Here is a 13,520-nt window from a genome sequence, read left to right on the forward strand (position 1 = left end):
TCAAGCCTGACAGTGAGGAACCTGCCTATGTTCGACGATCTGAAGGGCCGCCGCGTCCTCGTCACCGGCTCGACCCAGGGGATCGGGCTGGCCGCGGCTCAGGCTTTCGCCCGCTGCGGCGCCAAGGTCGGCATCAACGGCCGCAAGGCGCCGGCCGATCTCACCTCCACCCTTGCCGCGATGGAGCAGGCCGGCGGCGAGGCCGCCTTCTTCGCCGGCGACCTCAGCGACAGCGCCGCCTGCAAGGCGGTGGTGGACGCCTTCGTCGAGCGGTTCGGCGGCATCGACGTTCTGATCAACAATGCCGGCGGGCTGGTCGCCCGCAAGCCGCTGGAGGAGATCGACGACGAGTTCTTCGATGCGGTGACCGACCTGAACGCCCGCTCCGCCCTGATGACCACCAAGCACGCCCTGCCCCATCTGCGGCAGTCGGCCAAGGACAGCGGCCTGACCGCATCGGTGATTCTGGTCGGGTCGGTCGCCGGCCATACCGGCGGCGGGCCGGGCGCCGGGCTGTATGGGGCAGCCAAGGCGTGGCTGCACAACATCCAGAAGAACTGGGTCGCCTTCCACACCAAGGACGGCATCCGATTCAACACAGTGTCGCCGGGCACCTTCGACACCGCTTTCCACGCCGACAAGGACGAGGCGGCCAAGGCCCGCGTGTCGACCGGCATCCCGATGGGCCGCTTCGGCAAGCCGGAGGAATGCGCACCGACCTTCCTGTTCTTCGCCTCCCATGCCTGCTCCGGTTACATCACCGGACAGGTTCTGGACGTGAACGGCGGCCAATTCATGCCGTGAAGGGCCGGACCGGCAGGGGATTGCAGGACAAGCGCCGCTCCACGCTGTTGTCGGAAGACACGGGCAGGAGATGGACGACCATGGCCACGCAAATCCCCTTGTCGGAGGACAGCAGCGCGATCGATCCGGCGCTCGACGTGCTGCGCAACGACCATACGCACGAGATCGCGCCTGACATCGCCTATCGGCGGCTCGGCATCGTCAATGTGGTGTTCTGGGGGCCGCCGCGAGCCGGCGACCGCGAATGGGTGCTGATCGACACCGGACTGATCGGTACCAAGGGATTCATCCGCAGCGCGGCGGCGGAGCGGTTCGGCCGCGATTCCCGCCCCGCCGCCATCGTCATGACCCACGGCCATTTCGACCATGTCGGAGCTCTGGAGGATCTGGCGGAAGAGTGGGATGCCCTGGTCTACGCCCACCCGCTGGAGCATCCCTATCTGAACGGCCGGGCCGCCTACCCGCCCGGCGACCCGTCGGTTGGCGGCGGCGCCATGGCCGCGTTGGCACGCTTCTACCCGCGCAGGCCGGTGGATGTCGGATCGCGCCTGCGTGCACTGCCGGAGGACGGCTCGGTACCGGGGATGCCGGACTGGCGCTGGGTTCACACGCCGGGTCACAGCGTCGGCCATGTCTCTTTCTGGCGGGAGCAGGACCGCTCGATGATCGTCGGCGACGCCTTCGTCACCACCGGGCAGGAGTCGGCCTATGCGGTGGCGGTGCAGCGGGCCGAGATGCATGGACCGCCGATGTACTTCACGGTGGAATGGGACAAGGCCAAGGATTCGGTGGCTCGGCTGGCGGCCCTGGAACCTGAACTGGTCATCACCGGCCATGGCGAGCCGATGAAGGGGGCCGAGATGCGCGCCGCCCTGCACCGGCTCACGGGCGAGTTCGACAGCATCGCCATCCCGCGGCGGGGCATCTATCTGGAAAATCCGGCACGTGCCGAGGACCGCAGTGCTTACCGCGCTCCGGAGGGATGAGACGTCCCTGCTTTTCATGCCACGAACACCGGGTGCTCGCCGCGCCGGTGTTCGTGTGACGTGCCGTGGCAGGCGCCCATCGAAGGGACGCCGGCCATTGCGTCAGGCATATTGGGCAACACCGTTGCCAAGCGACCAGTTCTCCTTAGCGACTTCGACGATGTTCACGAAAACGTCCTGCGACCGAATGCCGGGATTGTCGCCGAGCAACTCCACGATCCGCCCGTACAGCGCCTTTTTCTGCTCCACAGTGCGGGTGTTGTTCGCCGTAATCTGTATGTATATGAGGTCATCCCCGCGAGGAACGCCGAGATAAGATGCACTGTAGCGAAAGTTTGCTGCATCATGTTCGGTGATGGTCATGAATTGATCGTCTTCCGGCACGTTGAAGGTTTCGTGCATCGCCCGGTATATGCCATCGAAGATGGCCTGCCGGTACGACTCCGACTTGCCGGCGCGCAGCGAGATATGAACGAGCGGCATCGCTATTCCTTTCCATGAAGTCCTCCTTGACAATATGGACCGACCGGTCATTTTCATATGCTATGAATTCTTATATCTAAGATAACGCCTGGAAATGATGGACCACCCTCTCGACCTCGATGCGGTCCGGGCCTTCGTGCATATCGCCGAACTGGAGAGTTTCACGCGCGCGGCCGAGGCGATGCGCACGACACAGGCCGCGGTCAGCCTGAAGCTGAAGCGTCTCGAAGAAAGGCTTGGGTGCCGCCTGTTAGAGCGGACGCCACGCCATGTCCAACTGTCGGCACGCGGTGCCTCCTTTCTCGATCATGCCCGCGACCTGCTGGAGGCACATGATCGCGCTTTGGCGTCGCTGACGCAGGGGCGCCAGCGCATCGCCATCGGCATCAGCGACCACGTGGCTGGGCCGGAGCTTCCGTCCTTGATCGCCCGAATGAACGCGCAGGATCCGCAGTTGGTGATCGAAATCCGAATCGGTTCGTCGGGCGACCTGCTTCAGAGTTTCGACCGGCGGGAACTAGACACCGTGATCGTTCGCCTGCATGCAGGGCGGGACGACGGCCAACTCCTCGCGGAAGAACAGTTCGGCTGGTTCGCGGCGCCGAACTGGCAGCATCGGGCAGACGAACCCCTGCCGATCGCCACCATGGCCGAGCCTTGCGGGGTTCGGGCATTGGCCGGGCAGCTTCTCGACGCGGCCGGCGTGCCTTGGACCGAGATTTTCGTCGGTGGCGGCGTGACCGCGGTGGCGGCGGCCGTTACCGTCGGGCTCGGCGTCGCGGCGCTGTCTCCGCGCATGGTGCCGTTCGGCGCGGTCGATGTCGGCCCGAAGCTCGGGCTTCCGGTCTTGCCGCGCCTGCCGGTGGTTCTGCACACGAGGGTGAAGAATGGGCGGCCGCGCGAGGCGCTGGACGGACTTTCGGCCGCCTTCAAAAGTGCGGTCCGGAACTGACGCTGCAAAATGAAAAGCCCCGCCGGATCGCTCCGGCGGGGGTTTTCATTACTGACCGCTGTGTCCGGCTATCAGGCCGGGACGGCGACCTTGTCCGCGACTTCCTGGAAGGCCGGGATCTGGTCGAAGTTCATGTAGCGGTAGATGTCGGCGGCGGCCTGGTTCACCACGCCAACCTGGGCCAGATACTCCTCGGTGGTCGGGATCTTGCCCAGCAGCGCCGCGACGGCGGCCAGTTCGGCCGACGACAGGTAGACGCGGGTGTCGATGCCCAGACGGTTCGGGAAGTTGCGGGTCGAGGTCGAGATGGCGGTCGAACCCTTGCGCACCTGCGCCTGGTTGCCCATGCACAGCGAGCAGCCCGGCATCTCCATGCGGGCGCCGGCCTTGCCGAGGGTGGCGTAGTAGCCTTCCTCGGTCAGCATCATCGCGTCCATCTTCGTCGGCGGGGCGATCCACAGGCGGGTCGGGATGTCCGACTTGCCGTTCAGGATCTTACCGGCGGCGCGGAAGTGGCCGATGTTGGTCATGCACGAACCGATGAACACCTCGTCGATCTTGTCGCCGGCGACCTCGGACAGCGTCTTCACGTCGTCCGGATCGTTCGGGCAGGCCAGGATCGGCTCCTTGATGTCGGCCAGATCGATCTCGATCACCGCGGCATACTCGGCGTCGGCATCGGGCTTCAGCAGCTGCGGATCGGCGATCCAAGCCTCCATCGCCTTGATGCGGCGCTCCAGGGTGCGCGCATCGGCATACCCGTTGGCGATCATCCACTTCATCAGCGTGATGTTGGAGGTCATGTACTCGATGATCGGCTCTTTGCTGAGCTGCACAGTGCAGCCCGCCGCCGAACGCTCGGCCGAGGCGTCGGACAGCTCGAACGCCTGCTCCACCTTCAGGTCCGGCAGACCTTCGATCTCCAGGATGCGGCCGGAGAAGATGTTCTTCTTGCCCTTCTTCTCGACCGTCAGCAGACCGGCCTTGATCGCGTAGAGCGGGATGGCGTTGACGAGGTCACGCAGGGTGACGCCCGGCTGCATTTCGCCCTTGAAGCGGACCAGGACCGATTCCGGCATGTCCAGCGGCATGACGCCGGTGGCGGCGGCGAAGGCGACCAGGCCGGAACCGGCCGGGAAGCTGATGCCGATCGGGAAGCGGGTGTGGCTGTCGCCGCCGGTGCCGACGGTGTCCGGCAGCAGCAGGCGGTTCAGCCAGGAGTGGATGACGCCGTCGCCCGGACGCAGCGCCACGCCGCCGCGGGTGGAGATGAAGTCCGGCAGCTCGTGGTGCATCTTCACGTCCACCAGCTTCGGATAAGCGGCGGTGTGGCAGAAGGACTGCATCACGAGGTCGGCCGAGAAGCCCAGGCAGGCCAGGTCCTTCAGCTCGTCGCGGGTCATCGGGCCGGTGGTGTCCTGCGACCCCACCGTGGTCATCTTCGGCTCGCAATAGGTGCCCGGACGGACGCCCTTGCCTTCGGCCAAGCCACAGGCGCGGCCGACCATCTTCTGGGCCAGCGTGAAGCCCTTGCCGGTGTCGGCCGGGGCGGCGGACTGGCGGAACAGGGTCGACGGGGCGAGGCCCAGCGCCTCGCGGGCGCGGGCGGTCAGGCCGCGGCCGATGATCAGCGGGATGCGGCCGCCGGCACGCACCTCGTCGAAGATCACCTCGGACTTCACGGAGAACTCGGCGATGACCTCGCCGTTCTTCAGGGCCTTGCCCTCATAGGGGCGCAGCTCGATGACGTCGCCCATCTCCATCTTGTTGACGTCCAACTCGATGGGGAGAGCGCCGGCGTCTTCCATGGTGTTGTAGAAGATCGGGGCGATCTTGGTGCCGAGGCAGACGCCGCCGAAGCGCTTGTTCGGGACGAACGGAATGTCCTCGCCCGTGAACCACAGCACCGAGTTGGTGGCGGACTTGCGCGAGGAGCCGGTGCCGACCACGTCGCCGACATAGGCGATCAGGTTGCCCTTCTGCTTCAGCGCTTCCAGCTGCTTGGTCGGGCCGCGCTGGCCCGGCTCGTCGGCCTCGATACCCGGACGCGGGTTCTTCAGCATGGCGAGCGCGTGCAGCGGGATATCCGGACGGCTCCAGGCGTCGGGGGCCGGCGACAGGTCGTCGGTGTTGGTCTCGCCCGACACCTTGAAGACGGTCAGCGTCATCGACGCCGGGACTTCCGGACGCGAGGTGAACCACTCGGCATCGGCCCAGGACTGCAGCACCGCCTTGGCGTTGGCGTTGCCCTTGTCGGCCAGCTCCTTGACGTCGTGGAAGAAGTCGAAGACCAGCAGGGTCTTCTTCAGGCCTTCCGCGGCGGCGGCGCCGCATTCGGCGTCCGACAGCAGGTCGATCAGCGGCTGGACGTTGAAGCCGCCGAGCATGGTGCCCAGCAGTTCGGTGGCCTTCACCTTGGAGATCAGCGGCGAGCTGTCGACGCCCTTGGCGACGGCGGCCAGGAAGCCGGCCTTGACGCGGGCGGCATCGTCGACGCCGGCCGGAACGCGGTGGGTGATGAGGTCGAGGAGGAAGGCCTCCTCGCCCGCCGGCGGGGCCTTCAGCAGGTCGATCAGCTCCGACGTCTGCTTCGCGGTCAGGGGCAGAGCCGGGATTCCGAGGGCGGCGCGTTCGGCCGCGTGCTGGCGATAGGCTTCGAGCACGGCAGGGTTCCTCATAAATGAAAGGCCGGCCCTTGGATGGGAACCGTGAGACGGCCCGCTTGAACTCAGGTCGGGTTTATATGCCCGCTTAAATGAAAGTGCAAGGGGGCGCCCCGCTTACGTGAAGCGGTCAGGATGAAGCAGCCATTCTTTTTGCACTGGTATTACCGGCGCTTGGTATGACCACTTTGCCAGCCCCGCTTTACTTCAGCGCTGCGGCCTGCTCCGGCGTCAGCAGGACGATGCCGTCCTCGTCGGCGAACAGGATGTCACCGGGGCGGACCGCCGCACCGGGCAGTTCGACCGGCACATCGACCAGCCCCTGGTCGCGGCGGGTGGAAGCGCGCGGGATGGACGCCAGCGCCTTGATGCCGAGCGGCAGGGTCGCCAGTTCGGCCACGTCGCGGACGCAACCCCAGATCACCACCCCGGCCCAGCCGTTCTTGACGGCCGACGCGGCGATCATGTCGCCCATCAGGGCGCAGCGCAGGCTGCCGGCGCCGTCCACCACCAGGACGCGGCCCGCGCCGGGGGTGGCCAGCAGTTCCTTCACGCGGGAATTGTCCTCCAGGCACTTCACGGTGACGACCTCGCCCGCGAAGCGGATGACGGCACCGAAGTCGCGGAAGCCCGGCAGGACATAGCGGGCATCGTCCTTGAATCGGTCGAACAGGTCGCAGGTCGGCGTGAAGGCAGTGGCGGTCTGATCTGTGCTCATCTGATCGGTGCTCATGGGGATCGGGGCTCCGCAGCGTGAACGGTGCAGGGACTTTCTCCCGTCACCTCTTGCGCCAAAGGCGGGCGGGAGGCAAGGGCCGCGCGCCACGACGCCGGCAGTTCGGCGAACATGACGCAGGAGGCTTGCCGAACGTGCAGTCGACGCCCCGGTGGCCGGCGCCCATATTTCCAAGACGTTGAAAAGAACACGTGGTGCCCTCCATGAACACGCCGAAGATTGCCGCCGCCGGCGCGGCCGGTGCGCTGACCCTTTTGGTCTCGGCCTGCGCCTCCGTCATCTCGCCCCCGCCGGTGGCCCAGCCAGACCCGGCGGTGCTGAGCACGCTGGAGCGCTACTCCGCTGCCGAGTGCAACCAGCAGACAGCGGCGGTGCTGACGGGGATGCATGTTCCGGCCGGGGACATCCGCGGCCTGAGCTACGGCCTCTACCGCGACGAGTTCCGCGACGCGATCGTCCGCTGGGACGCCTGGGTCTATCTGAAGGACCAGCCCGGCGCCCTGGTGGTCACGCTGGACGAGGATTGCCGGCCGATCCAGGCCTATGCCCGCGGCGGGGCGACGCTGCCGGGCAGCCGCTGAACCCGCCGCCCGCGACAGAGGATGGCCGGGCGGATGGAACATCGTGAAACAGGATCCCGGCTGCCGTTCCATCTCGCCGGCCTCCGCAAGGGGGTGGGTAACGCCGGATTTTACGGGACCCCGTTCCTTTTTGGTGCATTTGTTGAAAGAGGCGCCGCTTGTGGCCTCGCCATGCGAACCTCTGACCTGTCTTAACTATCGCCGGCCGGCATGCGGTTCTCCGATACGTGGGCGTCCACGGCGCGGTCGTGGCGTTTCAGCCGCTCCTGCAACGTGTCGCCCATGCGCAGGGCCACGGCGATCGACAGGATGTCGCCCAGGACCAGATGGGCGATGCGGACGGTCATCGGCGAATGGATATCGAAGTCGTCGGCGATGTCGGCGACGAGGCTGACGGTCGCCATCTCCGCCAGCGGCGAACCGGAGCGGGTCAGCGCCACCACGTCGGCACCGGCCTTGCGGGCGTTCCGCACCGCGTCGAGGATGTCGCGGGTGCGGCCGGTGCTGGACACCGCGACCACCGCGTCACCCTTCGCCAGCGTCAGGGCGGAGGCGAAATAGACGTGGGAATCGGTGTAGGCGACCGTCGGCATCCCCAGCCGGAAGAACTTGCGCTGGATGTCCTCCGCCACCGTGCCGGAATTGCCGGAGCCGTAGAACTCGATCCGCCGCGCCGCAGCCAGAACGTCGGCGGCGCGGTCCACCGCCTCGGCCGGCAGATTGTTGCGCACCTGCATCAGCGTGGCGATGGTGCGGTCGAACAGCTTGCCGGCCAGCACCGCGCCCGGCACCGTCCCCTGCCCCCCGCCGTCGGCGCCCGGTTCTCCCCCCACCGACAGGTCTTGGTGCAGGAAGGGCATGCCGCCGGCGATGTCCTGCGCCAGCTTGATCTTGAATTCCCGGAAGCCGCGGCAGCCGAGAGCCGCGCAGAAACGCGCCACAGTCGGCTCGCTCACCCCGACCCGGTCGGCCAGTTCGGCCATGGACAGGTTGATGACGTCGCCCGGATGGGCCATCGCATAGTCGGCCAGCTTGCGTTCCGAGGGCCGGATCTGGTCGCGGACGGCGGCGATTCTCGCCAGCATTCTGGGGGCTCTCCCTTCTGATTGCGGGTCAGCCTAGCACATGTAGCAAAGCTACATATACAGCGCTGCGAACGACCGATTCCGTCGCCCGGCGGCGGTGTCCTTTCCAAGCGTTTCCAAGCTGCTGAACCCTGCCCTGCGACAAAATGTCGAGCCGGTTCGCCTTGTCCGGAAGCTCGTCCGGGAGTATGTAGTAAAACTACAGAGCGGGCGCAAATCACGGCATCCATCCATGGCATCTGCCGTTTACCGCCCGACCTGAGAATATGACGTGTATCAACGAATCCGGCGCCCATCGCGCCTATGCTTCCAATCGTCCCGCGCGGTTCGCGGGCACCACGAGACTGCCGACACGGCCTATGATCCGCGCCGACGTCTGAATCTCTGAGGAGTCATCATGGACACCCTGCTGATGGACGGACTTGCCCAGACAACGGAGCAGCAGTCCGCCGCCAACCCCTGGCGCGGCTTCGCCCCGGGCGTCTGGCGCCGCTCGGTCGACGTCCGCGATTTCATCCAGCGCAACCTGTGCCCTTATGAAGGCGACGCAGGCTTCGTCGCCGGCCCCACCGCCCGCACCACCGCGCTGTTCGCCAAGGTCACCGACCTGCTGAAGCAGGAACGCGCCGCCAAGGGCGGCGTTCTTGACGCCGACACCGAAGTCTTCGCCTCCATCACCTCGCACGCCGCCGGCTACATCGACCCGGAACTGGAGGTCATCGTCGGCCTGCAGACCGACAAGCCGCTGAAGCGCGCGATCATGCCGTTCGGCGGCTGGCGCATGGTCAAGACCGGGCTGGAGGCCTACGGCTACACCCCGTCGCCCAAGCTGGAAGAGGTGTTCCCGGCGCTGCGCAAGACGCACAATGACGGCGTGTTCGACGTGTACACGCCCGAGATGCTGCGCTGCCGCAAGTCCGGCGTCATCACCGGCCTGCCCGACGCTTATGGCCGCGGCCGCATCATCGGTGACTATCGCCGGCTGGCGCTCTACGGCGCCGATTTCCTGATCAAGGACAAGAAGGCCCAGCTCGCCTCGCTGGAGGTCAGCCGGATCGACGAGGACGTCCTGCGCCTGCGCGAGGAGATCTCCGAGCAGATCCGCGCGCTGAAGGAGCTGGTCGAGATGGCCGCCTCCTACGGCTTCGACGTCAAGCGTCCGGCCGCGACGGCGCGGGAAGCGGTGCAGTGGACCTATCTGGCCTATCTGGCCGCGGTGAAGGAAGCCAACGGCGCGGCGATGTCGCTGGGCCGCGTGTCCAGCTTCCTGGATATCTACATCGAGCGCGACCTGCGCGACGGCGTCGTCACCGAGGCGGAAGCCCAGGAGATGATCGACCATTTCGTGATGAAGCTGCGCATGGTCCGCTTCCTGCGCACGCCGGAATACGACCAGCTGTTCTCGGGCGACCCGACCTGGGTCACGGAATGCCTGGGCGGCATGGGGCTGGACGGCCGGACGCTGGTCACCAAGACCAATTTCCGCATGCTGCAGACCCTGCACAATCTGGGGCCGGCGCCGGAACCGAACGTGACGGTTCTGTGGTCGGAACAGCTGCCGGACGGCTTCAAGCGCTTCTGCGCCGATACCTCGATCAAGACCTGCTCGGTCCAGTACGAGAACGACGACCTGATGCGCGGCTATTGGGGCGACGATTACGGCATCGCCTGCTGCGTGTCGGCGATGCGCATCGGCAAGCAGATGCAGTTCTTCGGCGCCCGCGCCAACCTGGCCAAGACGCTGATGTACGCAATCAACGGCGGCAAGGACGAGGTTTCGGGCGAGCAGATCGGCCCGGCCTTCGCCCCGATCACCGGCGACGTGCTGGACTATGACGAGGTCATGGCCCGCTTCGAGCCGATGATGGAGTGGCTGGCCAAGGTCTACATGAACGCGCTGAACGCCATCCACTACATGCACGACAAGTACATGTACGAGCGGATGGAGATGGCCCTGCACGACCGCGACATCCTGCGCACCATGGCCTGCGGCATCGCCGGCCTGAGCGTGGTGGCCGACAGCCTGTCGGCGATCAAGCACGCGAAGGTCAAGGTGATCCGCGACGCCAACGGCCTCGCAACCGATTTCGAGATCGAGGGCGATTACCCGGCCTTCGGCAACAACGACGCCCGCGTGGACGACATCGCGATCTGGGCGGTCGAGCGCTTCATGACGGCGCTGCGCAAGCAGAAGCCCTATCGGAACGCCATGCCGACCCAATCGGTGCTGACGATCACCTCCAACGTGGTCTACGGCAAGAAGACCGGCAACACGCCGGACGGCCGCAAGGCCGGCCAGCCCTTCGCGCCGGGTGCCAACCCGATGCACGGGCGGGACAGGAAGGGCGCCATCGCGTCGATGGCCAGCGTGGCGAAGCTGCCCTATTCGCACGCGCAGGACGGCATCAGCTACACCTTCACCATCGTCCCCGGCGCATTGGGTCGCACCGAGGACGAGCGGGTGAGCAATCTGGTCGGCATGCTGGACGGCTATGCCCACCAGGGCGGCCACCACATCAACGTGAACGTCTTCGACCGTGAGACGCTGCTGCACGCCATGGACCATCCGGAGCTGTATCCGCAGCTGACCATCCGGGTGTCCGGTTACGCGGTGAACTTCATCAAGCTGACGCGCGAGCAGCAGCTCGACGTCATCAGCCGGACGTTCCACGACAAGCATTGAGTGCGCTAAACGGCGATCCGGTCCCCTCTCCCGCCCCGGGAGAGGGAAGGGGCCCACCGCAAAGCGGTGGGAAGGGTGAGGGGTGATTCAAGGAACCAAGCGGTTCGGGATTCTTGCCCTGACCCTCACCCTCCCCGCCTCCGGCGGGTCCCCTCCCTCTCCCGGGACGGGAGAGGACTCACCGAGGGACGCAGAGTTTTAAAATTGGATCCCTGACGCTATGACACCCCCCCTCCCCCAGGCCCGCCCCGGCGCCGTGTCCGGCTGGATCCATTCGGTCGAGACCGGCGGCACGGTGGATGGGCCGGGGATCCGCTATGTGCTGTTCATGTCGGGTTGCCCGCTGCGCTGCCTGTACTGCCACAATCCCGATACCCAGCACATGCATGACGGGACGCGGACGACCTCGACCGAAGTCCTCGAAGACATTGCTCTCTATGCCGAATTCCTGAAGCGCGCCCATGGCGGGCTGACGCTGAGCGGGGGCGAGCCGCTGGTGCAGCCGGAATTCGCCGCCGCCATCCTGCGCGGGGCGAAGGCGCTGGGCATGCACACCGCGCTCGACACCTCCGGCTTCCTCGGCAACCATGCCGACGATCATCTGCTGGAGGACGTCGATCTCGTCCTTCTCGACATCAAGGCCTTTTCCGAAAAGACCTATCGCCACCTGACCGGCGTTCCGCTGCGCCCGACGCTGGAGTTCGCCGAACGGCTGGCCGGGATGAACAAGCGCATCTGGCTGCGCTATGTGCTGGTCCCCAACCTGACCGACGACGCGGCCGAGATCGACGGGCTGGCGGAGTTCGTCGCCGGGCTGGGCGTGGTCGACCGGGTCGACGTGCTGCCCTTCCACAAGATGGGCGAGCATAAATGGAAGGCATTGGGGCGCAAATACATGCTGACCGACACCGAGCCGCCCTCGCACGAGCTGGTGGAACGGGTGCGGGGGCAGTTCCAGGCACGGGGGCTGCGGGCGGACTGAGCCCGCAGCCTTCCTGCCGTGATCACGCCGGGCGGATCGCCTGCGCGAAGGTGAAGAGCATGGCCGGATCGACCGCCTTCTTCACCTGGGCCAGCCTGGCGAGGTTCTCGCCGTAATAGGCGCGCTGCCAGTCGGCCAACGACGGATCGGGGAAGTTCTGGAAGGCGCCTTGCGCCTTTGTGCGGCGGTTGACGTCGTCGTAGAAGCGCTGCTGCCATTCCAGCGCCTGCTCGATCAGCAGCACCGAGTCCGTCGGCCGCCACCAGTTGGCCTCGACCGAGAACAGCCAGTCATAGCCGCGGTGGACATAGGCGGTCTCGGTCGGGCCGACGCGGTTGATGGCGCCGCCGACCTGGAAGAACTTGAAGGCCACCGGCATCGAGGTGGCGGGCATCTTCGCCGCCCAGTCGAACATCGCGGCAATCGCCTCGTCGCCGATGTCCGCCGCTCTCATGTAGCTGGATTTCTCCTGGTAGTAGTACGGGAAGGTCGTCTCCACCAGGAAGTCTTGCGCCGTCCAGTAGGGCACATTCTCCTTCACCTGCGACTGGTCCTTATCGATCAGCTCCCAGGTGGACTTGAAGATCTCCTTCAGCATCTTGTTGGACTTGTGCAGCTGGCCGAGGATCGACAGCTTGAGCGGCACGTTGGCGCAGCGTTCCTGCCAACTGGGGATGGTGACGTTGATCTTGCTGCCGAACTCGTCGGGGGCGGCCGCCAGTTCGGTCAGCAGCAGCTTCAGGACCTTCGGCAGATCCTTGGTCCACACCAGGTTGAACACCGTCACCGGCTCCGCCGGGCGGGTCTCCAGGGTGAAGGAGGTGTTGATGCCGAAATTGCCGCCGGCACCACCACGGCAGGCCCAATAGAGGGCGGACTCGGTGGCGGCATCGGCCTTCACATGGCTGCCGTCCGCCGTCACCAGTTCGGTCGCCCGCAGCAGGTCGGACGCCATGCCGAACTTGCGCATGTTGAAGCCGATGCCGCCGCCCAGCAGGAAGCCGGCGGCGCCGACCGAATCGCAGCGCCCGTGGGTGATGGTGCGGCCCAGCCGCTCCATCTGCTTGTAAACGTAGGAGTTCAGCGTGCCGCCCAGCACCCTGACCAGCCCGTCGGAGCCCGCCACCGGCTCCGCCCCCGCCATCAGCGTCATGTCGATCAGCAGGCCGGGCGTGGTGGAGAAGCCGGCGTAATTGTGGCCGCCGGAGCGCACGGCGAAGGGCATCGCCAGTTCCTTCACCCACTTGATGCAGGCCTGGACATCCTGGGGAGTGCCGCAGCGGGCGATGCCGGCCGGCAGGGTGGCGCCATAGCGCAGGTTGTTGGGGCGGCAGATATCGGCGAAGAAGGGATCCTCCGGCCGCAACACCGCCCCGCCCTTCACCGCCTTCGCCAGATCCGTCCAGGCCGACGGCGGCGGGCAATAGGTGCCGCTCGTCTCCGCCGCGAAGGCGGCGCCCGGCATCAGCCGGACCGCCGCGGCGGCACCCGCGAAGCGGCCGGCCCCGACAAGGAAATTGCGGCGGGAAGCGTGCAGTCCGAGCGCCATGAGCCTGTCCATCCTG

Annotated in this window: 11 protein-coding genes; 6 read left to right on the plus strand and 5 right to left on the minus strand. The window is 66.4% G+C overall.

Annotated features, from left to right (window positions below):
* Positions 1–27 precede the first annotated feature (27 nt).
* Positions 28–804, plus strand: a complete 777-nt coding sequence (locus tag FZ029_RS24830; RefSeq protein ID WP_149272386.1) for an SDR family NAD(P)-dependent oxidoreductase — start codon at positions 28–30, stop codon at positions 802–804.
* Positions 805–884: 80 nt separating this feature from the next.
* Positions 885–1,790, plus strand: a complete 906-nt coding sequence (locus FZ029_RS24835) for an MBL fold metallo-hydrolase (protein ID WP_149272387.1) — start codon at positions 885–887, stop codon at positions 1,788–1,790.
* 102 nt (positions 1,791–1,892) lie between these two features.
* On the opposite strand, the gene FZ029_RS24840 is transcribed toward FZ029_RS24835, so the two are convergent.
* Positions 1,893–2,273, minus strand: coding sequence for a tautomerase family protein (locus FZ029_RS24840; protein ID WP_149272388.1), 381 nt, complete (start codon positions 2,271–2,273; stop codon positions 1,893–1,895).
* Between the two features lie 94 nt (positions 2,274–2,367).
* On the opposite strand from FZ029_RS24840, the gene FZ029_RS24845 reads away from it, so the two are divergent.
* Positions 2,368–3,225: a LysR family transcriptional regulator gene (locus tag FZ029_RS24845; protein ID WP_149272389.1), complete on the plus strand. Its 858-nt coding sequence runs from the start codon at positions 2,368–2,370 to the stop codon at positions 3,223–3,225.
* A 71-nt stretch (positions 3,226–3,296) separates the two neighbouring features.
* Here FZ029_RS24845 and acnB read toward each other — a convergent pair whose 3' ends face one another.
* A complete protein-coding gene (gene acnB, locus FZ029_RS24850) occupies positions 3,297–5,888 on the minus strand; it encodes a bifunctional aconitate hydratase 2/2-methylisocitrate dehydratase (protein WP_149272390.1) in 2,592 nt (863 codons plus the stop codon).
* 202 nt (positions 5,889–6,090) lie between these two features.
* Entirely contained in the window at positions 6,091–6,606 is a 516-nt protein-coding gene (gene rraA, locus FZ029_RS24855) for a ribonuclease E activity regulator RraA (RefSeq protein ID WP_149272391.1), read from the minus strand.
* 221 nt (positions 6,607–6,827) lie between these two features.
* Between rraA and FZ029_RS24860 the strand changes: the two genes are divergently transcribed.
* Complete coding sequence (locus FZ029_RS24860) at positions 6,828–7,205, plus strand: hypothetical protein (protein ID WP_149272392.1); 378 nt, start codon at positions 6,828–6,830, stop codon at positions 7,203–7,205.
* 191 nt (positions 7,206–7,396) lie between these two features.
* Here FZ029_RS24860 and FZ029_RS24865 read toward each other — a convergent pair whose 3' ends face one another.
* On the minus strand, positions 7,397–8,290 hold the full coding sequence (locus FZ029_RS24865) for a MurR/RpiR family transcriptional regulator (protein ID WP_149199074.1): 894 nt from the start codon (positions 8,288–8,290) through the stop codon (positions 7,397–7,399).
* Between the two features lie 397 nt (positions 8,291–8,687).
* Between FZ029_RS24865 and pflB the strand changes: the two genes are divergently transcribed.
* Both pflB and pflA read left to right on the plus strand, forming a co-directional pair.
* Positions 8,688–10,973: a formate C-acetyltransferase gene (gene pflB / locus FZ029_RS24870; RefSeq protein WP_149272393.1), complete on the plus strand. Its 2,286-nt coding sequence runs from the start codon at positions 8,688–8,690 to the stop codon at positions 10,971–10,973.
* Positions 10,974–11,193: 220 nt separating this feature from the next.
* Positions 11,194–11,955 carry a pyruvate formate-lyase-activating protein gene (gene pflA, locus FZ029_RS24875; protein ID WP_149272394.1) on the plus strand — a complete coding sequence of 254 codons (762 nt, stop codon included), beginning with the start codon at positions 11,194–11,196 and terminating at the stop codon, positions 11,953–11,955.
* 22 nt (positions 11,956–11,977) lie between these two features.
* Here the strand turns inward: pflA and FZ029_RS24880 are convergent, their stop codons facing one another.
* Positions 11,978–13,504, minus strand: coding sequence for an FAD-binding oxidoreductase (locus FZ029_RS24880; protein ID WP_247892485.1), 1,527 nt, complete (start codon positions 13,502–13,504; stop codon positions 11,978–11,980).
* Positions 13,505–13,520: the final 16 nt, after the last annotated feature.

Origin of the sequence: Azospirillum sp. Sh1 (assembly GCF_008365135.1) — a bacterium.
Classification (GTDB): Bacteria; Pseudomonadota; Alphaproteobacteria; order Azospirillales; family Azospirillaceae; genus Azospirillum; species Azospirillum oryzae.

What these genes read in the sequence shown, in the direction of transcription:
- FZ029_RS24830 (WP_149272386.1), top strand. Translation starts at nt 28, where the DNA reads ATGTTCGACGATCTGAAGGGCCGCCGCGTCCTCGTCACCGGCTCGACC.
- FZ029_RS24835 (WP_149272387.1), top strand. Translation starts at nt 885, where the DNA reads ATGGCCACGCAAATCCCCTTGTCGGAGGACAGCAGCGCGATCGATCCG.
- FZ029_RS24840 (WP_149272388.1), bottom strand. Translation starts at nt 2,273, where the DNA reads ATGCCGCTCGTTCATATCTCGCTGCGCGCCGGCAAGTCGGAGTCGTAC.
- FZ029_RS24845 (WP_149272389.1), top strand. Translation starts at nt 2,368, where the DNA reads ATGATGGACCACCCTCTCGACCTCGATGCGGTCCGGGCCTTCGTGCAT.
- rraA (WP_149272391.1), bottom strand. Translation starts at nt 6,606, where the DNA reads ATGAGCACAGATCAGACCGCCACTGCCTTCACGCCGACCTGCGACCTG.
- FZ029_RS24860 (WP_149272392.1), top strand. Translation starts at nt 6,828, where the DNA reads ATGAACACGCCGAAGATTGCCGCCGCCGGCGCGGCCGGTGCGCTGACC.
- FZ029_RS24865 (WP_149199074.1), bottom strand. Translation starts at nt 8,290, where the DNA reads ATGCTGGCGAGAATCGCCGCCGTCCGCGACCAGATCCGGCCCTCGGAA.
- pflB (WP_149272393.1), top strand. Translation starts at nt 8,688, where the DNA reads ATGGACACCCTGCTGATGGACGGACTTGCCCAGACAACGGAGCAGCAG.
- pflA (WP_149272394.1), top strand. Translation starts at nt 11,194, where the DNA reads ATGACACCCCCCCTCCCCCAGGCCCGCCCCGGCGCCGTGTCCGGCTGG.
- FZ029_RS24880 (WP_247892485.1), bottom strand. Translation starts at nt 13,504, where the DNA reads ATGGCGCTCGGACTGCACGCTTCCCGCCGCAATTTCCTTGTCGGGGCC.